The 25983-nt window shown below is 73.6% G+C and carries 20 protein-coding genes and 1 riboswitch; of the genes, 14 read left to right on the top strand and 6 right to left on the bottom strand.

Annotated features, from left to right (window positions below; all coding sequences use genetic code 11):
- Positions 1-90 precede the first annotated feature (90 nt).
- Positions 91-933, top strand: coding sequence for an MmyB family transcriptional regulator (locus AC060L_RS32590; RefSeq protein WP_483802585.1), 843 nt, complete (start codon positions 91-93; stop codon positions 931-933).
- A gap of 112 nt (positions 934-1045) precedes the next feature.
- Here AC060L_RS32590 and AC060L_RS32585 read toward each other — a convergent pair whose 3' ends face one another.
- Positions 1046-1216, bottom strand: a complete 171-nt coding sequence (locus tag AC060L_RS32585) for a hypothetical protein (RefSeq protein ID WP_483802584.1) — start codon at positions 1214-1216, stop codon at positions 1046-1048.
- On the opposite strand from AC060L_RS32585, the gene AC060L_RS32580 reads away from it, so the two are divergent.
- On the top strand, positions 1215-2384 hold the full coding sequence (locus AC060L_RS32580; RefSeq protein ID WP_483802583.1) for an MFS transporter: 1170 nt from the start codon (positions 1215-1217) through the stop codon (positions 2382-2384). The genes AC060L_RS32585 and AC060L_RS32580 overlap by 2 nt on opposite strands.
- A 209-nt stretch (positions 2385-2593) precedes the next feature.
- Here AC060L_RS32580 and AC060L_RS32575 read toward each other — a convergent pair whose 3' ends face one another.
- Together AC060L_RS32575 and AC060L_RS32570 are read right to left on the bottom strand one after the other, a co-directional pair.
- A complete protein-coding gene (locus AC060L_RS32575) occupies positions 2594-3130 on the bottom strand; it encodes a hypothetical protein (RefSeq protein WP_483802582.1) in 537 nt (178 codons plus the stop codon).
- Positions 3131-3298: 168 nt separating this feature from the next.
- Positions 3299-4723: a type I glutamate--ammonia ligase gene (locus AC060L_RS32570; RefSeq protein WP_483802581.1), complete on the bottom strand. Its 1425-nt coding sequence runs from the start codon at positions 4721-4723 to the stop codon at positions 3299-3301.
- Between the two features lie 520 nt (positions 4724-5243).
- On the opposite strand from AC060L_RS32570, the gene AC060L_RS32565 reads away from it, so the two are divergent.
- The 9 genes from AC060L_RS32565 (at position 5244) to AC060L_RS32525 (ending at position 16625) form a co-directional block, all read left to right on the top strand.
- Complete coding sequence (locus tag AC060L_RS32565) at positions 5244-7019, top strand: 3-hydroxyacyl-CoA dehydrogenase family protein (RefSeq protein ID WP_483802580.1); 1776 nt, start codon at positions 5244-5246, stop codon at positions 7017-7019.
- A 224-nt stretch (positions 7020-7243) separates the two neighbouring features.
- A complete protein-coding gene (locus AC060L_RS32560) occupies positions 7244-8194 on the top strand; it encodes a TetR family transcriptional regulator (protein WP_483802579.1) in 951 nt (316 codons plus the stop codon).
- A gap of 346 nt (positions 8195-8540) precedes the next feature.
- Entirely contained in the window at positions 8541-9878 is a 1338-nt protein-coding gene (gene ccrA, locus AC060L_RS32555; protein ID WP_483802578.1) for a crotonyl-CoA carboxylase/reductase, read from the top strand.
- Position 9879: 1 nt separating this feature from the next.
- Positions 9880-11916 carry a protein meaA gene (locus tag AC060L_RS32550; RefSeq protein ID WP_483802577.1) on the top strand — a complete coding sequence of 679 codons (2037 nt, stop codon included), beginning with the start codon at positions 9880-9882 and terminating at the stop codon, positions 11914-11916.
- Positions 11913-12872, top strand: coding sequence for an HpcH/HpaI aldolase/citrate lyase family protein (locus tag AC060L_RS32545; RefSeq protein WP_483802576.1), 960 nt, complete (start codon positions 11913-11915; stop codon positions 12870-12872). Before AC060L_RS32550 ends, AC060L_RS32545 begins: the two co-directional genes overlap by 4 nt.
- A 2-nt stretch (positions 12873-12874) precedes the next feature.
- Positions 12875-13378: a MaoC family dehydratase gene (locus AC060L_RS32540; RefSeq protein WP_483802575.1), complete on the top strand. Its 504-nt coding sequence runs from the start codon at positions 12875-12877 to the stop codon at positions 13376-13378.
- Positions 13379-13517: 139 nt separating this feature from the next.
- Entirely contained in the window at positions 13518-14720 is a 1203-nt protein-coding gene (locus AC060L_RS32535; RefSeq protein WP_483802574.1) for an acyl-CoA dehydrogenase family protein, read from the top strand.
- A gap of 332 nt (positions 14721-15052) precedes the next feature.
- On the top strand, positions 15053-15745 hold the full coding sequence (locus AC060L_RS32530) for a phosphatidylserine decarboxylase (protein WP_483802573.1): 693 nt from the start codon (positions 15053-15055) through the stop codon (positions 15743-15745).
- Positions 15732-16625: a CDP-alcohol phosphatidyltransferase family protein gene (locus AC060L_RS32525; protein WP_483802572.1), complete on the top strand. Its 894-nt coding sequence runs from the start codon at positions 15732-15734 to the stop codon at positions 16623-16625. Before AC060L_RS32530 ends, AC060L_RS32525 begins: the two co-directional genes overlap by 14 nt.
- A gap of 189 nt (positions 16626-16814) precedes the next feature.
- Here the strand turns inward: AC060L_RS32525 and AC060L_RS32520 are convergent, their stop codons facing one another.
- From AC060L_RS32520 to AC060L_RS32510, 3 genes are all read right to left on the bottom strand, one after another.
- On the bottom strand, positions 16815-18320 hold the full coding sequence (locus tag AC060L_RS32520; RefSeq protein ID WP_483802571.1) for a hypothetical protein: 1506 nt from the start codon (positions 18318-18320) through the stop codon (positions 16815-16817).
- Between the two features lie 334 nt (positions 18321-18654).
- Positions 18655-19779, bottom strand: a complete 1125-nt coding sequence (locus AC060L_RS32515) for an alpha/beta hydrolase (RefSeq protein ID WP_483802570.1) — start codon at positions 19777-19779, stop codon at positions 18655-18657.
- 227 nt (positions 19780-20006) lie between these two features.
- Positions 20007-20744, bottom strand: coding sequence for a helix-turn-helix domain-containing protein (locus tag AC060L_RS32510; protein ID WP_483802569.1), 738 nt, complete (start codon positions 20742-20744; stop codon positions 20007-20009).
- Between the two features lie 191 nt (positions 20745-20935).
- Positions 20936-21150: riboswitch (cobalamin riboswitch) on the top strand.
- Positions 21151-21352: 202 nt separating this feature from the next.
- Here AC060L_RS32510 and AC060L_RS32505 point away from each other — a divergent pair.
- The 3 genes from AC060L_RS32505 to AC060L_RS32495 are packed head-to-tail and all read left to right on the top strand — an operon-like array spanning position 21353 to position 25982.
- Positions 21353-22309, top strand: a complete 957-nt coding sequence (locus AC060L_RS32505) for a cobalamin biosynthesis protein (protein WP_483802593.1) — start codon at positions 21353-21355, stop codon at positions 22307-22309.
- Positions 22306-23853, top strand: a complete 1548-nt coding sequence (locus tag AC060L_RS32500) for a cobyric acid synthase (RefSeq protein WP_483802568.1) — start codon at positions 22306-22308, stop codon at positions 23851-23853. The genes AC060L_RS32505 and AC060L_RS32500 overlap by 4 nt, the downstream gene beginning before the upstream one ends.
- A 35-nt stretch (positions 23854-23888) precedes the next feature.
- On the top strand, positions 23889-25982 hold the full coding sequence (locus tag AC060L_RS32495) for a putative cobaltochelatase (RefSeq protein WP_483802592.1): 2094 nt from the start codon (positions 23889-23891) through the stop codon (positions 25980-25982).
- The last annotated feature ends 1 nt before the right edge of the window (position 25983 follow it).

Below are 25983 nucleotides of genomic sequence, written 5' to 3'. Positions count from 1 at the left end.
CGACATCGTCAGGTCGGCCGGACGGGCCCTGGGTGGGGGCGGGGTGGGGTGCGGCAGGCCGACGCGGCGGCGCGGGCTAGCGTTTTCACCATGAGCACCACGACGGACGATCTGGCCGGCCTCCCCCACCTGCTGCGCGCCTGGCGGGCGCGGGCCGGCGAGCGACTCGGGCTCGGCCGGCCGCTGTCGCAGGTGACGGTCGCCGATCGGCTGCGGATGAGCGAGCGGTGGTACCGCGACCTGGAGCGCACCGGCACGGCGGCACGGCTCGATCCGCAGGTGCTCGCGCTGCTGGCCGAGACGCTGCTGCTGGACGTGGACGAGCGCGCCACGCTCCAGTTGCACGCGCTCGGCGGGGTCCGGTACGCCGGGTCGGTCCAGCGGGTGTACGACCAGCAGGCGAGCTACCGGGAGCAGGACGACACCGCCGGGCTGGCCGCACTCCGGGAGCTGATCGACCGCCAGCTGCCGCGGCCGGCCTTCCTCACCGACTGCTGCTGGGAGCTGCTCGGGCACAACCGGGCGATGGCCGAGTGGTTCCCGTGGGTGTCCGAACCGGGCGCGAACCTGGCGCGGTGGCTGCTGACCGACCCGGCGGCCCGGGTGCGGCTGGACGACTGGAGCCGGCACGCGCGGGCGCAGCTCGGCCTGATCCGCTTCGCGCTGGCCCAGCGCCCGCAGGGCCCCCGGCTGCGCGCGCTGCTCGCGGAGGTGCTGCAGGACGAGGACTGCCGGCGGTTCTGGACCCAACGGGCCTGCGTGGTCGCGCACCGGGACGGCGAACGGATCCGGCTACGGCCTGCGGGCACGGATGGCCAGGCGGACGGTGACCCGGCGGACGGTGAGGGGGCGGACGGTGGCTGGGTGGAGGTGACGGCGCAGGTGCTGATCCCGGCCGGGCGGCAGGAACTGCGGGTCGTCGTGCTCGGCTGATTCCGGTTCTCCCCCGAGTACAGCCGAATTCGCCTCGCCCGGCAATGCCCGCCGACCGGCAAATATTTTCCGGTCCGCTCCCGTTGACAGTCACCGCGGCTCCTTGGAACTCTCATGGTGCACCGACAATCATGCGATGAATTCCCAGGGGAAATACGATGGCCAGCTGCGCGAAAACGGCAGAAGCAGCAGAAGCAGCAGAATCAGCGGAAGAAACAGCAGCAGCGCGGGCACCGGAAATCACCGCCGCCGCCGCGCCCGAGCAGTCGATCCGCTTCACCATGGCGACCGCCTGTCTGCTCATCTTCACCGCGCAGCTCGCCACGACCGTCTACCTCCCCTCACTGCTGACCGTCGAGCGCGAGCTGGCGATGACGCGCGGCACCGCCGCGCTCTCGATCTCGCTCTTCGTGATCAGCAGTGCCGCGCCGGTGCTGCTCTGGGGGCGGGCAGCGGACCGCTGGGGCCGGCGCGCCGCGCTGCTCACAGCGCTCGCGCTCTTCATCGGCGCGAGTGCGCTGCTGGCGGTGGTCGACTCGCCGTCCGGCCTGCTCGCGCTGCGTTCGGTGCAGGGCGCCGGGGCCGGTGGTGCGGCGATCGTCTCCCGGATCCTGGTCCGCGACCTCGGCGGCGGCAGCGCGCTCGCGCGGCGGCTGTCGGTGCTGTCGATCGCCTTCGTCACGGCGCTGGGCGGCGGGCAGTTCCTGGGCGGGTTGATCGGCGCGTACGCGTCCTGGCGGATCGGGTTCGCGCTGGTCGCGGTGCTGGGTGCACTGGGTGCACTGCTGACGCTGCGGCTGCCGCTGCCACCGGCCACGGCGCCGGCACCGGGCGCCCGAGCGGGTGCGGCGGGCGGCCCCGCCGGCGGCTATCTGCACATTCTGCGGGTCCGGGAATTCCTGCTCCCGACCATTGCCGGTGGATTCGGTTATGCCACGATCGTCTTGCTCCAGGAGGTCACGCCGTTCGTCCTCCAGCAGCATTTCGGCCTGAGCATCGACGCGTTCGGTGAGATCGGGCTGCTGACCGGTCTCTGCTATTTCGGCGGCGCGATGGCGGTCAACCGGCTGGCGGCCACGCGCGGTCCCGGCCGGCTGATGCGAGGCGGCGCCGGCGTGATGGGCTGCGCCGCGCTCGGTCTCTCGGCGCTCTGGCTGCTGCCCGACGGGGTGCCGATTCCGCTCGGTGGCGTGCTCGCGGTCTTCGTCGGGCTCTACTGCGCGATCACCTTCGGCCAGGCCGCGCTCTTCCCCAGCAGCATGGCGGTCGCGGTGAGCAGTGTGCCGCAGCAGGCGGCGGCCGCGGTCGCGCTCTGCGGGTTCCTGGCGCAGTCGGTGGCGGGCGTGGTGGCGAGCGTCGCGGTGCTGCTGCACCAGAACCTCGCCTGGACGGGGGTCACGCTCGCCCTGACCGGCACGGCCTGGCTGCTGGCCCGGCAGCAGACACGCTAGGCCTTGCCAGGCCTGGCTAGGCCGTGTCTCATAATTCCCGCCGGGCGCGCGACGCCGGGCATCCCTCCCCCAGCCTCCGGCCGGGAGGTGCCCCCACGGACGCACCGGCGAAACGCCCAAGTACGACCCAGTACGAGGACGCTTCGCCGGCACGCCCAGCCGGGCGCCCAACGCCGCGCGCTGATCCGACGCGAATTATGAGACACGGCCTAGCCCCAGATGGTGTCGAACTCCCGGATCCTGCCGACCGTCCGGCCCGGCTCGCCCAGTGGCGCGAGCTCAACCTGGTCCCGCAACCAGGCCGGGTGCCCCTTCGGCGGCCAGAACGGCAGATCGACGTTGACCAGCGAGAGCGCGCTGGTGCCTGCCAGCACCAGCGTCCCCTCGCCCGTCACCGACCTCGCGATGCTGACCGTGAAGTCCACGTACCAGGTGACCTGGAAGGTGTCCTCCAGCACCTCGTCGGCCAGGCTGGTGACGATCTCCAGCGTGCTGAGCGGGGTGCTGCCGGTCTCCTGCATGCTGAAGACGACGCTGCCGAACCGCGGGCTCTCGCCGATGAGTTCGAAGGCGGTCATGCTCATCCGCATGCCGCCGAAGCCCGAGTCGTCGGCCTCCTCGGCCCGGAGCACGACCGCGCCCTTCAGGTCGATCCGCTCGACGCCGACGCCGATCAGCTCCAGCGGAACGGAGAACGCCTGCACGCCGATCGGGAACTCGGCGCCCGTGTCCGGGAAGTCCGCCATCTGCCGCTCCATCTGTGCCCGGGGACCGGGCCGTCCGGCCCTTGGAAAACGAGTCTCCGGCCGACCCGCGAATGCGTCAAACAGCCCACCACAGAGGCGTTCTGAAGCACTACGATGCCCGCCCGGCCGCGCTGTGCCCCACGCCCGCTGTGCCCCACGCCCGCGCGCTCAGTAGCGCCACCGGGTCGCCGCCGCGATCTCGTCCGCGCTCTTGCCCGCGAACAGCTCCACCTCCCCCTCCCGCACCGCCAGCACCGCCTCGTACAGCGGATCACCGAGCGCCTCGCGCAGCACGCCGGAGGTCCGGTAGGCGGCGAGCGCCTCCGGCAGGCTGCCCGGCAGTCGCGGCACCTCGCCCTCGGGCAGCGCGGCCGGATCGCCCGGGACCTCGGCCGGCAGTGCCCGGCGTGCGTCCAGCCCGGCGAGTCCGGCGGCGATCACCGAGCCGACCAGCAGATAGGGATTGGCGGTCGCGTCGAAGCACTTGAGCTCCGCATTGGCCGTGCCCGCGCCCTCGCCGGGCGGGCCGGGGATCAGCCGGAGCGCGGCCTCCCGGTTCTCCAGCCCCCAGCACTGGTACGCGCCGGCCCAGAGCTGCGGCACCAGCCGCAGGTAGCTGGCCGGGCTCGGCGCACCGAGCGCGAGCAGTGCGGGCAGCTCGGCCAGCACACCGGCCAGGAAGGACTCCGCCTCACCCGCCAGCCCGTACGGCCCCGGCCCGCCCTGGGCCAGGTTGCGCCCGCCGCGCCAGAGCGAGAGGTGCAGATGACCGCCGTTGCCCACGCCGCCCGGCTCGACCGCGGGGGCGAAGGAGGCCCGCAGGCCGTGCCGGCCACTGACCGCGCGGATCGTCTGCCGCACCAGCACCGTGCTGTCCGCCGCGCCGATCGGATCCTCGGCGGCGATCGAGACCTCGAACTGGCCGGGCGCGTACTCGGGGTGCAGCTGGAGGACGGTCAGCCCCTGCTCGTCCAGCGCGCGCAGCAGCTCGCGCAGGTAGTCGGAGAGGTCGGTGAGCCGGTGCATCCCGTAGGCGGGGCCGTGCGTCGGGTAGACCGGCGGCTGCTCCGGCGGCCCGGCCAGCGCGACCACCCACTCCACCTCGATGCCGGCCCGCAGACCCAGCCCGCGCGTCTCGGCCGCCTGCACCATCCGCCGGGCGAACCGGCGCTGGCAGCCGGGATGCGGCGTGCCGTCCTGCGCGTACCGGTCGGCCGGGGCCCAGGCCCAGCCGGGCTGCGCGGCCAGCCGGGTCAGCCGGGTGACGTCCGGGATCAGCCGCAGGTCACCGGCCGGGCCGCCGATGTGCCGGCTGGTGGTGATCGAGTCGTCGACCAGGAAGACGTCGAAGCAGGGGGCCGCGCCGACCCCCCAGGCCGCCGCGTGCTCCAGCTGCCGCACCGGCACGCTCTTCACCCGCGCCAGCCCGGCGTTGTCCACCCAGCCGATCACGACGCCGTCCACGCCCTCGGCGGCCAGCCGGGCGGCCGCCACCCGGGCCCGCGCGGCCCGCTCGCCACGGGCCTCGTCGGCGGTCGGGGCGCCCGGCTGCGGCGAGGCCTCAGCGGTCTGTTCAGCCACGGTGGTACTCATACGACCCATGCTCCCGCTCCCGCCCCAGCGACGGAATTACCCGCACGAGTGGTGCCACCAGCGCGAAGTTGACGATGCGCCCGCCGGCTGCGACCGACTGCGACCGACCCCTTCCCTACCTGGCGGTAACTTCGCTACAGTGACCGGCACGCACCACCGCCGGGCTTCGGGAGCCGCACCGGCGCAGGCGCCGCACGTCACACGTGCGGCCGGGTGCCGCTTCCCGGTCCGGGGCCGTCGTGCCCCCAGGGCCGCTTCACTCTCTTTTGCACAGGGCTGCGCCCTGACCCATGCGCAGGGCGCTGCCCTGACTCTTGCGCAGGGCAGCGCCCTGATGTGTGCGGAGCAACGTCGCGTACGGCCGGAGCGGACCGGCCGCGCGGCGGTCCGCGCCACCGTCATCCCTCCCGCCCGCGGTCGCGCCGATCCCCTTCTTGGGATCGGCCCACACGCACACCCGGACTGCGCCCGAAAGGGCACCCGGAGCGTCCGCGGGGACCCGTGACAGGAGTTCAGGATCATGGAGCGTCCCTTCCCCACCGTCGCCGTGGTCGGCCTCGGCACCATGGGTGCCGGCATCGCCGTCGCCGTCGCCCGCAGTGGCCGCCGGGTGATCGGCATCGAGGCCGACGAGGCCGCCGCCGCACGGGCGCTGGCCCGGATCGAGGAGGCCACCGCGCATGCCGTGGCCCGTGAGCGGCTGACCGCCGAGGAGCGCACCGCGCTGCTCGCGCTGATCACCGTCGGCGACCGGCTGGAGGCCGCCGCGGCGGCCGAGCTGGTGATCGAGGAGATCCCCGAGCAGCTGGAGCTGAAGCGCGAGATCTTCGCCGAGCTGGACCGGATCTGCCCGCCGGAGACCGTGCTGGCCACCGGCACCACCTCGCTCTCGGTGACCCGGATCGCGGCCGCCACCGCCCGCCCGGACCGGGTGCTCGGCATGCACTTCTTCAACCCGGTGCACGCCATGAAGCTCGTCGAGGTGGTGCGCACCGTCCTGACCAACCCCCAGGTCGCCGACCAGGCCGCCGACTTCGCCCGCGACCTGGGCAAGGAGCCGGTGGCCGCCGGTGACCGGGCCGGCTTCGTGGTGAACGGGCTGCTCTTCGCCTACCTGAACCAGGCGGCGGCCATGTACGAGTCGCGCTACGCCACCCGGGAGGACATCGACGCCGCGATGCGGCTCGGCTGCGGCCTGCCGATGGGCCCGCTCGCCCTGCTCGACCTGATCGGCGTGGACACCGCGCGCACCGTCCTGGAGGCGATGTACGAGCAGTCCCGGGACCGGCTGCACGCGCCCGCCCCGATCCTGGGCCAGCTGGTCTCGGCCGGGCTGCTGGGCCGCAAGACCGGGCGCGGCTTCTACACCTACGAGGCGCCGGGCTCGTCCAAGCCGGTCGCCGAGGCCGGCGCCGCGGCGCCGGCCCGGGTGGCCGGGCGCAACGTCGGCTCGGTCGGCGTCTGCGGCTCCGGCACGATGGCGGTCGGCATCGCCGAGGTCTTCGTGAAGGCCGGCTACCCGGTCACGCTGGTCGCCCGCAGCCAGCCGAAGGCCGACCAGGCCAAGACCCAGCTGGCCCGCTCGCTGGACCGCTCGGTGAACAAGGGCCGGCTCAGCGCCGAGCAGCGGGACGCGGCGCTCGCGCTGCTCACCCCGAGCGCCCTGCAGAGCGACCTGGCCGAGGCGGACCTGGTGCTGGAGGCGGTGGCCGAGGACCTCGCGGTCAAGCGCGAGCTGTTCGCCAACCTGGACAAGATCTGCAAGCCGGGCGCGGTGCTCGCCACCACCACCTCCTCGCTGCCGGTGATCAGCTGCGCCTCCGCCACCTCGCGGCCGCAGGACGTGATCGGGATGCACTTCTTCAACCCGGCCCCGGCGATGAAGCTGGTCGAGGTGGTCTCCACCGTGCTCACCGCGCCGGACGTCACCGCGACCGTGCTGGAGCTCTGCGCGGCGGTGAAGAAGCACCCGGTGGAGTGCGGCGACCGGGCCGGCTTCATCGTCAACGCGCTGCTCTTCCCCTACCTGAACGACGCGGTGCGGATGCTGGAGGAGCACTACGCGACGGTGGACGACATCGACACCGCGATGAAGCTCGGCTGCGGCTACCCGATGGGTCCGTTCGAACTGCTGGACGTGGTCGGGCTGGACGTCTCGCTGACCATCGAGCGGGTGCTGCACCAGGAGTTCCGCGAGCCGGGGCTGGCCGCCGCACCGCTGCTGGAGCACCTGGTCGCGGCCGGCTGCCTGGGCCGCAAGACCGGCCGCGGCTTCCGCGACCACGCCCGCCGATGACCGCCGGCGCAGGGCGCGGACCGGCTCCGCAGCAGCCGGAGGGGGGCGACCGCGGCGAGCGGGCGCCCAGGCTGCCGATCGGCCCGCCACGGCCGGTCTGGGGCACCGGGGCGGTCGCGTCCCGGTGGCCCAGACCGGCGGTGGCCGAGCAGCCGGCGGCGGTCCGCCGGGGGATGCCGCGGACGGCACCGGAGCCGGTCGCCCGGCCGTGTAGCGTTCCGGGCATGGATCGGGAACAGTCGTCGGCCGAGCAGGACGTTCGCACGGCCGCAGATCGTGCCGCGGCAGAGCGTTCGGCCGCAGAGCGTGCGGCGGCGGATCGTACGGCGGCAGAGCGTGCGGCAGCGGAACACGGTCCCGGCAGCCGCCGGGCCGCCGCGCAGCGCCTGCAGATGCGCCAGGACCTGGCGACGGCCGCGATGGAGCTGTTCGCCGGGCAGGGGTACGAGGAGACGACGGTCGACCAGATCGCGGCCGCCGCCGGGGTGGCCCGGCGCACGTTCTTCCGGTACTTCCGGTCCAAGGAGGAGGCGATCTTCCCGGACCACGACGACACCCTGGTCCGGGTGGCCGACCTGCTGGCCAGCGCCGACAACGAGGAGCACCCGCTCGACGTGGTCTGCCGGGGCATCAAGGAGGTGCTGCGGATGTACGCCTCCACGCCCGCGGTCTCGGTGGCCCGCTACCAGCTGATCCGCCAGGTCCCGGCGCTGCGCGAGCGGGAGATCGCGGTGGTGGCCCGCTACGAGCGGCTCTTCACCCGCTACCTGCTGGGCCGCTTCGACGCCAGCGAGGCGATCCCGCCGGGCTGGCAGCACGGCGGGGACGACGACTCGATGCTCGCCGAGGTCTCGGCGGCGGCCGTCGTCGCGGCGCACAACCACGTGCTGCGGCGCTGGCTGCGGGCCGGCGGGCACGGGGACGTCGAGGCGCAGCTGGACCACTCCTTCGAGGTCATCAGGGGTACTTTCTGGCCGACCCCGCCGAGCGGCGTGCGGCGCCGTGGCACGAGCGTGGCACCCGGTGCCACCGGGGACGCCGCGGCGTCACTCGGGCTGGCCGCGACCAGCGCACTGAGTGCCACCCCCGGAGGTGAGGTGCTCATCACAGTCGCCCGCACCGACGCTCCGCTGGATCTGGTGCTGGACAGCATCAGGGCCGCGCTTCGCCAGTAAGGCCCAGTAAAACCGCAGGTCAGAAGGCCCGTTCCGGATTCCCGGGACGGGCCTTCCGGCTGTTCACCAAGGCCCCGAAGCGGCCTCGCGGGCCGCTGGAAGCAGGCCGAAAATCGTGGCACGCAGTGTCTTTACGAGTGGCACAGCGTGCCAGTAGCTTGTTACCCACCAGTCGCGGCGCCGCGGCTCCCCACCTCGGCGCGCCGTAGTCCGGCGTCCCCACACCCCGGGGGCGAGCCCGACCCACCCAGCCTTACCCCCATCAGATCCAGCGAACCCGGTGTCCGCTCCCGGTTCCCCCAGACGCCCTGTGCGCCCTCACACAGGTACGCCTTCGGAGGCAGCCATGAAGGAAATCCTCGACGCGATCCTCAGCGCCGACAGCACCCCGGCCGATTTCGCCGCACTGAAGCTGCCGGAGTCCTACCGAGCGGTCACGCTCCACAAGGACGAGGAGCAGATGTTCGCCGGCGTGGACAGCCGTGACAAGGACCCGCGCCGGTCCCTGCACCTCGACGACGTCGCGCTGCCCGAACTCGGCCCGGGCGAGGCCCTGGTGGCCGTCATGGCCAGCGCGGTGAACTACAACACCGTCTGGTCCTCGATCTACGAGCCGGTCTCCACCTTCGGCTTCCTGGAGCGCTACGGGCGCCTGTCGCCGCTGACCAAGCGTCACGACCTGCCCTACCACGTGCTCGGCTCCGACCTGGCGGGCGTGGTGCTGCGCACCGGCGCCGGCGTCAACGCCTGGAAGCCGGGCGACGAGGTCGTCGCGCACTGCCTCTCGGTCGAGCTCGAGTCGAGCGACGGCCACAACGACACGATGATGGACCCGGAGCAGCGGATCTGGGGCTTCGAGACCAACTTCGGCGGCCTGGCCCAGATCGCCCTGGTGAAGACCAACCAGCTGATGCCCAAGCCCGCGCACCTGACCTGGGAGGAGGCCGCCTCCCCCGGCCTGGTCAACTCCACCGCCTACCGCCAGCTCGTCTCGCGCAACGGCGCCGGCATGAAGCAGGGCGACAACGTGCTGATCTGGGGCGCCAGCGGCGGCCTCGGCTCGTACGCGACCCAGTACGCGCTGGCCGGCGGCGCGACCCCGATCTGCGTGGTCTCCAACGACCAGAAGGCCGACATCTGCCGCGCGATGGGCGCCGAGGCGATCATCGACCGCAGCGCCGAGGGCTACAAGTTCTGGAAGGACGAGAACACCCAGGACCCGCGCGAGTGGAAGCGCCTGGGCGGCCGGATCCGCGAGCTGACCGGCGGCGAGGACGTGGACATCGTCTTCGAGCACCCGGGCCGCGAGACCTTCGGCGCGAGCGTCTACGTCACCCGCAAGGGCGGCACGATCGTCACCTGCGCCTCGACCTCCGGCTTCATGCACCAGTACGACAACCGGTACCTGTGGATGTCGCTCAAGAAGATCGTCGGCTCGCACTTCGCCAACTACCGCGAGGCGTGGGAGGCGAACCGCCTGGTCGCCAAGGGCAAGATCCACCCGACCCTCTCCAAGGTCTACTCGCTGGAGGAGACCGGCCAGGCCGCGCTCGACGTGCACCAGAACAAGCACCAGGGCAAGGTCGGCGTGCTCTGCCTGGCCCCGACCGAGGGCCTGGGCGTGCGCGACCAGGAGCTGCGCGAGAAGCACCTGCCGGCGATCAACCGCTTCCGGGACATCTGACATGACCGACCGTCAGAAGCGCGACCGCCCCTGGCTGATGCGCACCTACGCCGGGCACTCGACAGCCGCTGACTCCAACGCGCTGTACCGCAGGAACCTCGCCAAGGGCCAGACCGGCCTCTCGGTCGCGTTCGACCTGCCGACCCAGACCGGCTACGACTCGGACCACGTGCTGGCCCGCGGCGAGGTCGGCCGGGTCGGTGTGCCGGTCGGCCACGTCGGCGACATGCGGGCGCTGTTCGACGGCATCCCGTTGGAGCAGACCAACACCTCGATGACCATCAACGCCACCGCCATGTGGCTGCTGGCGATGTACCAGGTGGTCGCCGAGGAGCAGGGCGCGGACATCGCCAAGCTCACCGGCACCACCCAGAACGACATCATCAAGGAGTACCTGTCGCGCGGGACGCACGTCTTCCCGCCCGGCCCCTCGGTGCGCCTGATCACCGACATGATCGCCTACACGGTCGGGAACATCCCGAAGTGGAACCCGATCAACATCTGCAGCTACCACCTCCAGGAGGCCGGGGCCACCCCGGTCCAGGAGATCGCGTTCGCGATGTGCACCGCGATCACCGTGCTGGACGCCGTGCGCGACTCCGGCCAGGTGCCGGCCGAGCAGATGGGCGAGGTGGTCGGCCGGATCTCCTTCTTCGTGAACGCGGGCGTGCGGTTCGTCGAGGAGATGTGCAAGATGCGCGCCTTCGGCCGGCTCTGGGAGAAGGTCGCCCGGGAGCGCTACGGCATCGAGGACGCCAAGCAGCGCCGGTTCCGCTACGGCGTGCAGGTCAACTCGCTCGGCCTGACCGAGGCGCAGCCGGAGAACAACGTCCAGCGGATCGTGCTGGAGATGCTCGCCGTCACGCTCTCCAAGGACGCCCGCGCCCGCGCCGTCCAGCTGCCCGCCTGGAACGAGGCGCTGGGCCTGCCCCGGCCCTGGGACCAGCAGTGGTCGCTGCGGATCCAGCAGGTGCTGGCGTACGAGTCGGACCTGCTGGAGTACGGCGACATCTTCGACGGCTCCACGGTGATCGAGGCGAAGACCGCCGAACTGCTGGCCGGCGCCGAGGCGGAGATCGCCAAGGTGCTCGGGATGGGCGGGGTCGTCCCGGCCGTCGAGTCCGGCTACCTGAAGTCCGCGCTGGTCGCCTCGCACGCCGAGCGGCGGGCCCGGATCGAGGCCGGCGAGGACAAGATCGTCGGGGTGAACTGCTTCGACACCACCGAGGAGAGCCCGCTCACGGCCGACCTGGACACCGCGATCATGGTGGTCGACCCGGCCTCCGAGCAGGCCGTGCTCGCCCACCTCGCGCAGTGGCGGGCCGACCGGGACGAGGCGGCCGCCAAGCAGGCGCTGGCCGAGCTCAAGGCGGTCGCCGCGACCGAGCGGAACCTGATGGCCGCCACCCTGGCCTGCGTGCGGGCCGGCGTGACCACCGGCGAGTGGGCGTTCGCGCTGCGCGAGGTCTTCGGCGAGTACCGGGCCCCCACCGGGGTCGGCGGCGCGCCGATCGCGGTCGCCGCCGAGCCCGGCGGCGAGCTCGCCGCGGTGCGCGCGGCGGCGGCGGCCACGGCCACCGAGCTGGGCGTGGGCAAGCTGCGCCTGCTGGTCGGCAAGCCGGGCCTGGACGGGCACTCCAACGGCGCCGAGCAGATCGCGGTGCGCGCCCGTGACGCCGGCTTCGAAGTGGTCTACCAGGGCATCCGGCTGACCCCCGAGCAGATCGTCGCGGCGGCGGTCGCCGAGGACGTGCACTGCGTGGGGCTGTCGATCCTCTCCGGCGCGCACCCCGAGCTGGTGCCGGACGTGCTGGCGCGGATGCGGCGGGCGGGGGTGGAGGATGTGCCGGTGATCGTCGGTGGCATCATCCCCGCTGCGGACGCCGAGACCCTGCGGGCCGCCGGTGTCGCCGCGGTCTTCACTCCGAAGGACTTCGGCATCACCACCATCATCGGCCGGATCGTGGACGAGATCCGGTTGGCCAACCACCTCGACCCGATCCTCGACCCGAGCAAGGAAGAGACCCTCGCATCATGACCGTGAACCGTCTGCGCCCCCGCCGCTCCTGCCTCGCCGTTCCCGGCAGCAACCCGCGCTTCCTCGAGAAGGCCCAGGGCCTGCCCGCCGACCAGGTCTTCCTGGACCTGGAGGACGCCTGCGCCCCCCTGGTCAAGGAGAGCGCCCGGCACACCATCGTGGATGCGCTGAACAACGGCGACTGGGGCAAGAAGACCAAGGTCGTCCGGGTCAACGACTGGACCACCCACTGGACCTACCGTGACGTCATCACGGTGGTCGAGGGCGCGGGCCCGAACCTGGACTGCATCATGCTGCCCAAGGTGCAGGACGCCGAGCAGGTCAAGGCGCTGGACCTGCTGATCACCCAGATCGAGAAGACCATGGGCTTCGAGGTCGGCAAGATCGGCATCGAGGCGCAGATCGAGAACGCCAAGGGCCTGATCAACGTCGACGCGATCGCGCAGGCCTCGCCCCGGCTGGAGACCATCATCTTCGGTCCGGCCGACTTCATGGCCTCGATCAACATGAAGTCCCTGGTGGTCGGCGAGCAGCCGCCCGGCTACAACGCCGACGCGTACCACTACATCCTGATGCGCATCCTGATGGCGGCTCGTGCCAACGATCTCCAGGCGATCGACGGCCCCTACCTTCAGATCCGCAACGCGGAGGGCTACCGCGAGGTGGCCGGCCGGGCCGCCGCGCTGGGCTTCGACGGCAAGTGGGTACTGCACCCGGACCAGGTCGGCGCCGCGAACGAGATCTTCTCGCCCTCGCAGGAGGACTACGACCACTCCGAGCTGATCCTCGACGCCTACGACTGGTGCACCTCGGAGGCCGGCGGCTTCAAGGGCTCGGCGATGCTCGGCGACGAGATGATCGACGAGGCCTCGCGCAAGATGGCGCTGGTGATCTCCGGCAAGGGCCGCGCGGCGGGCATGCAGCGCACCAGCAAGTTCGAAGCCCCGGAGGCCTGATCATGCAGTTCGGACGGACCTACGAGGAGTTCGAGGTCGGCGCGGTCTACAAGCACTGGCCCGGCAAGACGGTCACCGAGTACGACGACCACCTCTTCTGCCTGCTGACCATGAACCACCACCCGCTCCACATGGACACCAACTATGCGGAGAAGACGACGGACTTCGGCAAGAACGTCGTCGTCGGCAACTACATCTACTCGCTGCTGCTCGGCATGTCCGTCCCGGACGTCTCCGGCAAGGCGATCGCGAACCTGGAGATCGAGTCGCTGCGGCACATCGCACCGACCTTCCACGGCGACACGATCTACGGCGAGACCACGGTCCTCGACAAGTGGCCGTCCAAGTCCAAGGACGACCGCGGCATCGTCTACGTCGAGACCAAGGGCTACAAGCAGGACGGCACGGTCGTCTGCATCTTCCGCCGCAAGGTGATGGTGCCGACCGAGACGTACACCAAGGCGCGCGGCGGCGAGCAGCCCGGCCGCCCGGAGCCGCTCGCGTAACAGCGCGCGCTCGCAGACCCCCGGTGCGGGGCCGCCGTCATCGGCCCCGCGCCGGATTCGGGGGCTCCGCGGAAGTCACGCTTCGCGGAGCCCCCGGAACCCCCACCCTCACTTCCCTCAGCAGACATGGAGCCGCACGATGGGACGCCTCGCACAGACCGACGGCCTGACCGAGATCCAGCGGGACATCCTCGCCACCGTGCGGGACTTCGTCGACAAGGAGATCATCCCGGTCGCGACCGAGCTGGAGCACCGGGACGAGTACCCGAGCGCGATCGTCGAGGGGATGAAGCAGCTCGGCCTCTTCGGCCTGACCATCCCCGAGGAGTTCGGCGGCCTCGGCGAGTCGCTGCTCACGTACGCCCTGGTGGTCGAGGAGATCGCCCGCGGCTGGATGTCCGTCTCCGGCATCGTCAACACGCACTTCATCGTCGCGCACATGATCAACGCGCACGGCACCCAGGAGCAGAAGGAGTACTTCCTGCCCCGGATGGCGGCCGGCGAGATCCGCGGCGCCTTCTCGATGTCCGAGCCGGGCCTGGGCTCCGACGTGTCGGCGATCTCCACCAAGGGCGTCAAGGACGGCGAGTTCTACGTCCTGAACGGCCAGAAGATGTGGCTGACCAACGGCGGCACCTCCACGCTGGTCGCGGTGCTCTGCAAGACCGACGAGGGCGGCAGCTCCCCGTACAAGAACATGACCACCTTCCTGATCGAGAAGACGGCCGGCTTCGGCCCGAACGAGACCGTGCCCGGCCTGACCGTGCCCGGCAAGATCGAGAAGATGGGCTACAAGGGCGTCGACACCACCGAGCTGGTGCTGCAGGACGTCCGGATCCCGGCGAACCGGATCCTCGGCGGCGTCCCGGGCAAGGGCTTCTACCAGATGATGGACGGCGTCGAGGTCGGCCGGGTCAACGTGGCCGCGCGCGGCTGCGGCGTCGCCCGCCGCGCGTTCGAGCTGGGCATCTCCTACGCCCAGCAGCGGTCCACCTTCGGCAAGAAGATCGCCGAGCACCAGGCGATCCAGTTCAAGCTGGCCGAGATGGCCACCAAGGTCGAGGCCGCGCACCAGATGATGGTGATGGCCGCCCGCAAGAAGGACAGCGGCGAGCGGAACGACCTGGAGGCCGGCATGGCCAAGTACCTCGCCTCCGAGTACTGCAAGGAGGTCGTCGAGGACTCGTTCCGGATCCACGGCGGCTACGGGTTCTCCAAGGAGTACGAGATCGAGCGGCTGTACCGGGAGGCCCCGATGCTGCTGATCGGCGAGGGCACCGCCGAGATCCAGAAGATGATCGTCGGGCGCCGGCTGCTGGAGGAGTACAAGCTGGCCGAGTAGGGCCGGCCGAGGCCGTGGTGACACCGCAGGGCCCGCGTCGCGAGGCGCGTGCCCTGCGGTGCTTCCGCGTACCCGCACGCCTCACCCGGAGGGCTGAGACAAGACTCACGGATCTTGACCGGACTCTTTGGAACCGGAGAGCGGCCAGCTACGGTCGTATACATAGCGCGTGTGCCACGGTAAGGCGGCGCACAGTTGAACGAGCAGGCGGGTTGCCCACCTACCGCCTGCTCCCGATAGCATCCACCGGGACAGCAGCTGTCCCTTTATCACCCGATCCCCGCGGTGGCCTCCCGAGCAGCGGCCATGATCCCCCGCGACAAAGGTCTTCGATGCCCCTCAGCCCGTCCCCTCACACCTCCGTCACGGACCGCGATGCCCTCGCCGCCGAGACGGCCGGTCGGCGACCGCGCGTGACCATCGCGCGCGGTGCCACCCCCTGGTTCGCCCCGACCCTGGCCACGGCCGCCCTCACCACGGCGCTCACCCGCCGGAGCGGCAAGTGGGCCTACGCGGCCGTCCCCGCCTGCGCGCTCAGCGCCGGCATGCTGTGGTTCTTCCGCGACCCCGAGCGTGAGATCGGCACCGGCAGAGTCATCTCGCCCGCCGACGGAGTGGTACAGAGCATCGACGCCTGGCCGGACGGCCGGACCCGCGTCGCGATCTTCATGAGCCCGCTCAACGTTCACGTCAACCGGGCCCCGATGCTCGGCAGCGTCACCTCCGTCGAGCACATCGCCGGTGGTTTCGTGCCCGCGTTCAACAAGGACAGCGACCGCAACGAGCGGGTCGTCTGGCACTTCGACACCGAGCTCGGCGACATCGAGATGGTGCAGATCGCGGGTGCCGTGGCGCGCCGCATCGTGCCGTACGTGCCGGCCGGTACCAAGGTCGAGCAGGGCGAGCGGATCGGCCTGATCCGCTTCGGCTCCCGCGTCGACACCTACCTGCCGCCCGGCGTCGAGGTCGGCGTCGAGGTCGGCCAGAAGACCACCGCGGGGGTGACACGCCTTGACCGTGACTGATCCCGAAACCCTGGTGGGCCTCGGCGACTCGGAGGAGACCGAGCTGCGCCGGCGCCGCTGGGCGCGCGACCGCGAGCTGCGGGCGCCGCGCTCCCCGCAGGCGCTCTCCACCGCCGACTTCCTGACCCTGGGCAACGCCGTCTGCGGCTTCCTGGCGATCTACTCGATCACCACGAACATGCTCATCCCGCACATCAACGGCACCGGCGACGGCACCGGCGGCATGGTCCGGCACGGTGCCGCGACCGCCGTCACGCTGCTGCTGATCGGCTCGATGTGCGACCTCTTCGACGGCCTGGTGGCGCGCAAGCTGCGCTCCTCGGCGCTCGGCGCGGAGCTCGACAACCTGGCCGACCTGATCAGCTTCGGCATCGCGCCCGCCTACTTCGTCGCCGTCTGGGGCATCGTCGGCGGCCCGGGCAGCAGCCAGGGGCTCTCCGCGTTCATCGCGCTCACCGTGCTGCTCGCGGTGGTGCTGCGGCTCGCCCGGTTCTCGGCCGTGAAGATGCGGCCCGGGGTCTTCCAGGGCATGCCCTGCCCGATGGGCGCGATGACGGTGATCGCGATCGTGCTGCTCGACCCGCCGTTCCTGGCCGGCCTGCTGGCGATCTTCGGCGTGGCGTACCTGATGGTCAGCCAGGTCGAGTACCCCAAGCCGCAGGGCCTGCTGGCCACCGCGACGCTGGGCTGGATCGTCGTCTCGATCGGCTGCCTCGGCGCCTGGGCGGCCGGTCTGCCCGGCGGCGACGTGCTGATGCACGTCGGCGCGATCGCGCAGATCGCGCTCGCCGCGATGGCCCCGCTGCTGGTGATCCGGCGCAAGGTCGGCCAGAAGGTCGGCGACGTCCGGGCCCGCCGCGCGGAGTCGCGCGGCTGCTGAGCGGCTGAGCGGCTGAGCGGCGCACGCTGCTGGACATGACGAAGGCCCCCGCTGGTGCGGGGGCCTTCGTCATGTCGTGACACGCGCGGGCCCTGGGCGGCCCGGCCGGGCACGAGGCCTGGCCGGGGGGCCCGAGGGCCCTTGTGGCCGTGGCAGGGCCCGTGCGGGGCGTGCAGGGCCGCTGTGCGGCTAGGCGCCGCCGCGGTGGACGCTGAAGGCCGAGCGGCGGGCCGCGCGGGCGACGGCGGGGTCGGGGTGCACCGAGGCGACGGCCGTGAGGACCGAGGCGGACCGGGCGTGGCCGGACTGGCGGGCCCGGGCGAAGAGGCGGACCGGGTCGCCGGCGCTGGCGCCCTCGACGTGGCCGACCAGCAGCTCGGTCTCCCCGTGGTCGAGCACCGCGGCGGCGGTGTCCACCCAGAGCCAGGCGGCGTCCTGCGCGCTCAGCACGTCGGACGGCACCACGCCGCCCTCCTCGGACTGCTCGGCGAGCCAGAGCAGCGCGTAGGGGCGCAGCACGGGCTCGTCCACCGCGGCGCGGACCGCCTGCTCGGCGGTGCCGCCGGCGACCCGCAGCGCCTCGAAGGCGAGCCCGCGCAGCAGCGCGTCCTCACCGCGGGCCGCCTCCAGCAGCTCGGCCACCGCGCGGTCCACCGGGCGGGCGGCGACCCAGGCGCGGTACTCGGCGCGGGCCGGGCCCGGCGAGTAGTTCGCGCACGCGTCCAGCAGCTCCAGCGCGCTCTGCTCGATGTGACCCGCGGCGGTCTGGGCGACCGTGCAGATCTCCTCCAGCTTGGCCCGCACGGCCCAGTGCCCGAGCGGCGAGAGCTCGGCGGCGGCGTCCTGGCGGACCACCGCGCCGACGGCCGCCAGGCCGTCCAGCATCCAGTCCAGGACGGCGGCCATGTCGGCCGGCGCGGGCGGGGTGTCGATCTGCGGCTCGCGGCAGGTGCCGCGCACGGCCGAGACGGCGGAGGCCGCGTGCGGCACCGGCGACAGCGTCGCGAAGCCCGTACCGGCGCCGTGGCGGCGCTCGTCCAGGCCGCGCCGGAGCAGCTCCATCAGCTCGCTCTCGGCGACCGGACCGTCCACCAGGTGCAGGAACGAGAGCAGCTGCGGCGCCTGGTCGACGGCCTGGCCGGCCAGCACCGCGAAGACGCCGCGCAGCGCGGCGGGCGGCACCGGGGCGAGCAGCGTCCAGGCGTCGAAGAGTGCGGACCAGCCGCGCAGCACGGCCTCGTCGTCGTGCTCCCAGGCGTGCAGCCGCCAGCCGGGGCCGGCACCGCCGTCCCGCGGCTCGACGAGGCCGACCAGCAGGGCCTGGCCCCAGGCCTTGGCGGCGGCGCCCACCGTGACGGCCAGCGCGCGGCCGGCCGCGCGGGCGTCGTCGGGGAGCAGTTCGCCGCGCTTGTCCACCGCCGAGAGTTCGCCGGCCCAGCGGGCGATCCGCACGGCGTCGGCGAGCATCCGGCGGGCCAGCGGGGCCAGCTCGGCCGGTGCCGGCTGCCCCTCGGGCACCGGGACGCGGCCGCGGCCGGGGGCCGGCTTCGGGGTACGCCGCCGGGGTACGGCGGGACGGCCCGGCTGCGCGCTGTCGGCGCGGCGGGCCGTTCCGGGTAGACGGGTCACCGTCGCGCCGGTACCCATGGTCGGCGGGAGCGGGGCATCACGGTCGCGCGGGTTCCGAGACGTCACGCCGTGCAGTCTTCCCCGTCTGCGGGGCTTCTGTCACATCGAGTTCGGCGCGTCTTCTACAGCGTTGGGTGGACGGGCGGGCGGAGTTGGGGCAAGAGAGCCCAAACCGGGCCGTTGATCGACTGGTGACCTGTGCACGACAGTAGTGGGGGGCACGGTGCGTGGTCAAGGAGTGACCGAACGGGGTGACCGCCGGGTGGTGCCGGATCGGCCCGGAGGTACTGCGTTAAGTCGTGTTCGACTGCGGACGACCGCGAGCGGCGGCGGGCGGCGGCCGCCCGGTGGTCGGTCAGAGCAGCGGGGTTCAGAGCAGCAGGGTTCAGAGCAGCAGGGCTCAGAGCAGCGGGGTCAGGAAGCGCCGCAGCGTCTCCTCGTAGCCGTGCGGGTCGGCGTTCCAGAGCGCGGCGTGCCCGGCCCCGGGGACCGGGTGCAGGCTCACCAGGTCGCTGCGGCGCTCGGCCAGCCTGCTCGCCGCCTCGTACGGCGCGACGCCGTCCTGCGGGCTGTGCAGCAGCAGCACGGGGGCGGCCAGGTCGGTGCCGTCGGCGAGCCGCGCGAAGCCGGCCACGTCCACGCCGGTGCGGCCCTCGGCCGCCAGCGCGCCGAGCCCGGTCAGCGCGGTCGGCACGCCGGCCCGGGCGGCCAGCCCGCGCACCGAGGCGTCCCAGTCCAGCACCGGCGAATCGAGGATCAGCCCGGCGATCGAGTCGCGGTAGTCCGAGCGGGCCGCGGTCTGCAGCACCGTCGCGGCGCCGACCGACCAGCCGTACAGCACGATCCGGCCGGCGCCGGCGTGCTTGGCGAACCGGATCGCCGCCTCGACGTCGTTCCACTCGGTCTCGCCGAAGTGGCCGAGCCCGTCGGGGGCCGGCGGCGCGCCCTGGTCGCCGCGGCAGCTGATCACCAGCGCGGGCAGCTGGAGCCGCTTGAGCAGCGGCAGCGCCGGGAGCGCCTGCTGGCGGTCGGCGAACCGGCCGTGCACCGCGATCACCCAGGTGCCGCGGATCGCCGGCACGTACCAGGCGGGCAGCGTGCCGAGCTCGCCGTCCACGAGCACGTCGAGGTAGTCCAGCCCGCAGGCCGAGCCGGGGTCGCCGCGCAGCACCCGCGGGCTCAGCTCGACCTCGGTGCCCGTGCTCGGCGCGGTGCCGGCGATCTGCTCCAGGCGCCGGGTGACGGTCTGCGGGGCGGTGCGCAGCACCTCGCCGACCACGGCGTGGCCGCCGGGCCAGTCCAGCGCGTAACGGCCGCGCCGGCCGCTGGCCGGGGTGCGGGTCAGCGTCACCTCCCGGGCGGCGATCTCGTGCACCCGCAGCGGCGGCTCGTCCTGGCCGGGCTCGGTGCCCTCGGCCCCGGTCCGCAGGGCGAGGTCGGACACCCGGCGGCCGACGATCACGACGACGGCGCCCGCTGCGACGGCGACCGCGGTGGCCGCGACGGCGGCGGTTCCCCAACGCATGGCTCTCCCCTGGGTTGTGGCGGCGCCCCACGCCGGGACGGCACGGAACGACCCCAGTTCACCCCGGGACGCCGCGCCGGGCCACCGGAAGGCAGCCGTCCGGGGCGGGTGGGCTGGTCCGGGACCACGGAACGTCAAGTCCACCGCCCCGGGCCCGGCACGCCCCGAATCCGGCACGCCCCAATCCCGGCACGACCCGGCCCCGGCACGACCCGGCCCCGGCGCGGTCAGACCGGCAGGCCGCCGGTGTCCGCGTTCGCCAGCAGCGCCCAGAACCGCTCCACCGGCGCCCCGGTGCTCACCGCCGCCTCCACGGTCGCCGGGCCGGCCGCTCCCGCCGCTCCCGTCCCGCCCCAGGTCGAGGCGCCCCAGTGCGAGGAGCCCGCCTGGGACTCGCCGTGCAGCGCCGCCAGCACCTGGGAGAGCACCGGCTTCGCCACCGGCACCAGCCGGCCGACCGCCTTCAGCTGCGCCTGCCAGCGCCCGTCCACCGCCTGACGCAGCCGCAGCTCCAGCTCGGCGGCCCGGTCGGTCACCCGCACCAGGTCGCGCAGCGTCAGGCCGAGCTCCTCGATCAGCGCGGCGGTCTCGGTCTCGTCCCCGGTCCAACGGCCGGTCAGCTCGGCGGTGACGTACGTGCGCACGCCGATCCCGATCCGCGCTGCCGCCTGCTCCTGGCTCAGCTCGCGGGCCACCCGGAAGTCGCGCAGGCTCGCCGGGGCGGCGCCCATCAGCTGCGCCACCGGGCACCACAGCGCGCGGGCCAGCGCGATCAGCTCCACCTCGTCGGGGCGCAGCTCGCCCGCCTCCCAGCTGAGCAGATGGCCCGCCAGCAGCCGGACGCCGTTCGCCGCCATCCCCGCCACCACCTGGTCCGGGGTGAGCCCGAGGGCGGCCCGGTGCGTCCGGGCGGCCTGCGGGGAGAACGGGACCGGGGCGGGGACCGGCAGCCTGGTTCTTCGCATGCCCCGACGCTAGGCGCCCGGGCATGGCCCGCCCCACCCGCCGAATGCACGAAGCCGGAGCACCGGCCCCGCAAGGGTGTTGGACGATTCGCTGAGGCCACCCCGCCGAGCAGCGCGGTTACTCGGAGGTAGTGACGGTTTCGCCGGCCCGCCCCCGGTGTGATCCACCAGGCCGGGGTCCGGTTGACGCCCGGTTCCGGCACGTGGTGGGATCCTTGGGCCATACGGAGGCAAGGAGAGGAAGCCGGTGCGAATCCGGCGCGGTCCCGCCACTGTCACCGGGGAGCACGCTCGAAACCATGGTCACGGCCCGCTGCTGACGGCGAGACCGGCCGGCCCCGCCGGCGGGGCCCGAGGGTGTGTCGGCCCCGGGAGCCAGGAGACTCTCGCCCCCGGTTCGTCGATCCAGGGCGCGGACCCTGAGTGAGGACACAGCCAGTCATGCAGCCTGCCCCGACACCTCTGCGCGATGCGCACCCCTGCTCGGCGCATCCTTGCCCAGCGCTCCCCTGCTCTGCGCCCCCTTGCCCAGTGCTCCCCTGCTCCGCGCACCCCTGCGCTGCCCGGTGAGCCGCACCGACCTGACGGCACTCGACTACGCGGCGGGCATGGTGGCCGGCTACGCCGCCGATGCGCGCTTCGGCGACCCGCGCCGCGGCCACCCGGTGGCCGGCTTCGGCACCGCCGCCGCCCGGCTGGAGCGGGTGCTGTGGCGCGACCACCGCGGCGCCGGCGCGCTGCACACCGCGCTCTGCGTGGGCGCGGTGGCGGCCGGCGCAGCCGGACTGGAGTTTGGACTGGAACGGCTGCTGCCGGGCCGGACCGCCCGCTCCGCCCGCTCCGTCGGCGCCGCACTCGCCGGCTGGACCGTGCTCGGCGGCAGCTCGCTCACCCGCGAGGCCCGGACCATCGGCGCCTCGCTCGCGGCCGGCGACCTCGAAGCGGCCCGGCAGCGGCTGCCGCACCTGTGCGGGCGCGACCCGAGCGCGCTCGACGAGCCGCAGATCGCCCGGGCGGTGGTCGAGTCGGTGGCCGAGAACACCGCCGACGCCGTGGTCAACGCGCTGGTCTGGGGTGCGCTCGCGGGCGCCCCTGGGCTGCTCGCGTTCCGCGCCGTCAACACGCTGGACGCGATGGTGGGGCACAAGTCGGTGAAGTACCAGCGGTTCGGCTGGGCCGCCGCCCGGCTGGACGACGTGGCCGGCTGGCCCGGCGCCCGGCTGACCGCGCTGCTCACGGTCGCGGCGGCGGACTCCGCCGCCGCCCGCCGCACCGCGCTGCGGGTCTGGCGGCGGGACGGCTCCGCGCACCCGAGCCCGAACGCCGGCCAGGCCGAGTCGGCCTTCGCCGGCGCGCTCGGCGTGCGCCTCGGCGGTCCGCTGCGCTACGGCGAGAGGGTCGAGCAGCGGCCGGTGCTGGGCGCCGAGCTGCGCCCGGTCGCCGTCTCGGACATCGAACGGGCCTGCCGGCTCTCCCGGCGGGTCGGGCTGCTGGCGCTGGGCACGACGGTCGCGGCGCGCGTCCTGATGCTCCGTCGCCGTGCTGTGAGGGGGAGGAAGATATGAGCAACGCACTGCTGGTCGCCGGCACCACGTCGGACGCCGGCAAGAGCGTGGTGACGGCCGGCATCTGCCGCTGGCTGGTCCGCCAGGGCGTCAGCGTCGCGCCGTTCAAGGCGCAGAACATGTCGCTCAACTCGATGGTCACCATGGACGGCGCGGAGATCGGCCGGGCCCAGGTGATGCAGGCCCAGGCCGCCCGGGTGGAGCCCGAGGCCGCGATGAACCCGGTGCTGCTCAAGCCCGGCGCGGACGGGCGCAGCCAGGTGGTGCTGCTCGGCCGGCCGATCGCCGAGGTCGGCGCGCTGGACTACCGCGAGCGCAAGCCGTACCTGCTGGAGCGCTCGCTGGAGTGCCTGGCCGACCTGCGCCGCCGGTTCGACGTGGTGGTCTGCGAGGGCGCCGGCTCGCCCGCCGAGATCAACCTGCGCGACCGCGACATCGCGAACATGGGCCTGGCCCGGGCCGCCGAGCTGCCGGTCGTGGTGGTCGGCGACATCGACCGCGGCGGCGTCTTCGCCGCGATGTACGGCACGCTCGCGCTGCTCGACGCCGAGGACCAGCGGCTGGTCGCCGGCTGGCTGGTGAACAAGTTCCGCGGCGACGTGCGGCTGCTCAAGCCCGGCCTGGACATGCTGCACGAGCTGACCGGCCGTCCGGTGCTCGGCACGCTGCCGATGCTGCCGGGCCTGTGGCTGGACGCCGAGGACTCGCTCGACCTGTCCGCCGTGGTCGACCGCAGCTCGGCCGGGCCGGTCGGCGCCGACGTGCTGCGGGTGGCCGTGCTGCGGTTCCCGCGGCTGTCCAACTTCACCGACCTGGACGCGCTGGCCCAGGAGCCCGGGGTGCTGGTCCGCTGGGCCACCCGCCCCGAGGAACTGGCCGACGCCGACCTGGTGGTGCTGCCCGGCACCCGGGCGACCGTCGCCGACCTGGCCTGGCTGCGCGAGCGCGGCCTGGAGCAGCCGCTGCGCCGGCGGGCCGCCGCCGGTCAGCCGGTGCTCGGGGTCTGCGGCGGCTACCAGATGCTGGGCGGGCGGATCACCGACCTGGTCGAATCCGGCGCGGGCATGGTGGACGGGCTCGGGCTGCTGCCGACCACCGTCGAGTTCGGGGTCGAGAAGGTGCTGGCCCGGCCGGTCGGCTACGCGCTCGGCGAGCAGGTGGCGGGTTACGAGATCCACCACGGCGTGGTCGCGGTCGAGGGCGGCGAGCCGTTCATGTCCGACGCCGACGGACACGGCCTGGAGGGCTGCCGGACCGGCTCGGTCTGGGGCACCACCTGGCACGGCGCGCTGGAGAACGACGGCTTCCGCCGGGCGTTCCTGCGCGAGGTCGCGGCGATGGCGGGGCGGGCCTTCGTGCCCGCGCCGGACACCTCGTTCGCGGCGGCCCGGGAGGAGCGGCTGGACCGGCTCGGGGACCTGATCGAGGAGCATGCCGACACCGCCGCGCTGTGGCGGCTGATCGAGGGCGGTCCGGGCGGCGGCCTGCCGTTCGTCCCGCCGGGGGCTCCGGCCACACGCGCAATGGAAGGTGAGCTGCTTTGAGTGACGTTCGATACCCGTTCACGGCGATCGTCGGGATGGCCGACCTGCGGCTCGGGCTGCTGCTCAACGCGGTCTCGCCGGCTGTCGGCGGGGTGCTGGTGCGCGGCGAGAAGGGGACCGCGAAGTCGACCATGGTGCGCGCGCTGGCGGGGCTGCTGCCCTCGCTCGCGGTGGTGGACGGCTGCCGGTTCGCCTGTGACCCCGCGGCGCCCGATCCGCAGTGCCCGGACGGTCCGCACAGCGCCGCCGGGCCGGTCGCGGAGCGGCCCGCCCGGCTTGTCGAGCTGCCGGTCGGCGTCACCGAGGACCGGATCGTCGGCTCGCTCGACCTGGAGCGGGCGCTCGCCGAGGGCGTCAAGGCGTACGAGCCCGGGCTGCTCGCCCAGGCGCACCGCGGCGTGCTCTACATCGACGAGGTCAACCTGCTGCAGGACCACGTGGTGGACCTGCTGCTGGACGCCGCCGCGATGGGGCGCTCGTACGTGGAGCGCGAGGGCGTCTCGGTGCGGCACGCGGCGCGGTTCCTGCTGGTCGGCACGATGAACCCGGAGGAGGGCGAGCTGCGGCCGCAGCTGCTCGACCGGTTCGGCCTCACGGTGGAGATCGCGGCCACCCGGGACCCGGCCGAGCGGGCCGAGGTGGTGCGCCGGCGGCTCGCGTACGACGCGGATCCGTCAGGCTTCGCCGCCCGGTACGAGGCGGAGGAGCGGGAGCTGGCCGGGCGGATCACCGCGGCGCGCTCGCTGCTGCCGTCGGTGCGTCTCGGCGACGGCGCGCTGAGGCAGATCACCGCGGTCTGCGCCGCGTTCGAGGTGGACGGGCTGCGCGCGGACATCGTGATGGCGCGCACCGCGGTCGCGCTGGCCGCCTGGGCCGGGCGGACGGCGGTGACCGAGGAGGACGTGCGCAAGGCCGCGCAGCTCGCCCTGCCGCACCGGCGCCGACGCAACCCGTTCGACGCGCCCGGACTGGACGAGGAGCAGCTGGACCGGACGCTGGCGGAGCACAGCGCGCCGGACGAGCCCGACGCCGACCCCGAGGCCGACACCGACCCGACCGATTCGCCCGACTCGCCGGAAGGCGACGGACCGGACGGCGGGCCCGAGGGTGGCCCCGACGACGGACCTGATGGTGGTCCGGACGGTGGCGGCGGGGGTGCGCCGGAGCCTTCGTCGGAGGCCGCGGGCCCTGCGGCGCCGACCGCGCCGTCCCCGGCGGCCGAGGACGAGAGCGCCGAGCAGCCCCTCGCGCCGCAGCTGCCCCGCCCGGCCGGGCCGTCCCGCGAGCACGCCCCGGTCGCGGCCGGGGAGCCGTACCGGACCAGGCTGTTCAAGGTCCCCGGCACCGGTCGCGGCGCCCAGGGCCGCCGCTCCCCCGCCGAGACCGACGGCGGGCACACGATCCGGGCCCGCCGCCCGGCCGGCCAGCTGACCCGGCTGCACCTGTCGGCCACGCTCCAGGCCGCCGCCCCACACCAGGCGGCCCGCGGCCGCTCCTCGCGCGCGCTGGTGCTGCGGCACGACGACTTCCGCGAGCAGGTGCGCCAGGGCCGCGAGTCCAACCTGGTGCTCTTCGTGGTGGACGCCTCCGGCTCGATGGCGGCCCGGCAGCGGATGACCGCCGTCAAGGGCGCGGTGCTCTCGCTGCTGATGGACGCCTACCAGCGCCGGGACAAGATCGGCATGGTCACCTTCCGCGGCACCGGCGCCGAGCTGGCGCTGCCGCCGACCTCCTCGGTCGAGGTCGGCGCGGCCCGGCTGGAGCAGCTGCCGACCGGCGGCCGCACCCCGCTGGCCGCCGGCCTGCTGCGGGCGCACGAGGTGCTGCGGCTGGAGCGGCTGCGCGACCCGCTGCGCCGTCCGCTGCTGGTGCTGGTGACCGACGGCCGGGCCACCGGCGGGCGGGCCGCGCTCGCCGACGCGGGCCGGGCCGCCGGCCTGCTCGCCGCGCAGGGCACCGCGGCCGTCGTGCTGGACTGCGAGTCTGGCCCGGTCCGGCTCGGTCTGGCCCGCACCCTGGCCGGACAGCTGAACGCCACCGCCGTCACCCTGGACGAGCTGCGCGCCGAGGGCGTCGCCGCCCTGGTGCACGCGCACCGTCCCTCCCCCTCTTCGCGAAAGGCAGCGTGAC

This window comes from Kitasatospora sp. NEAU-69, from assembly GCF_057158765.1.
The sequence above is the reverse complement of the archived record's forward strand: the minus strand, read 5'-3'. Positions and strand labels throughout refer to the sequence as shown.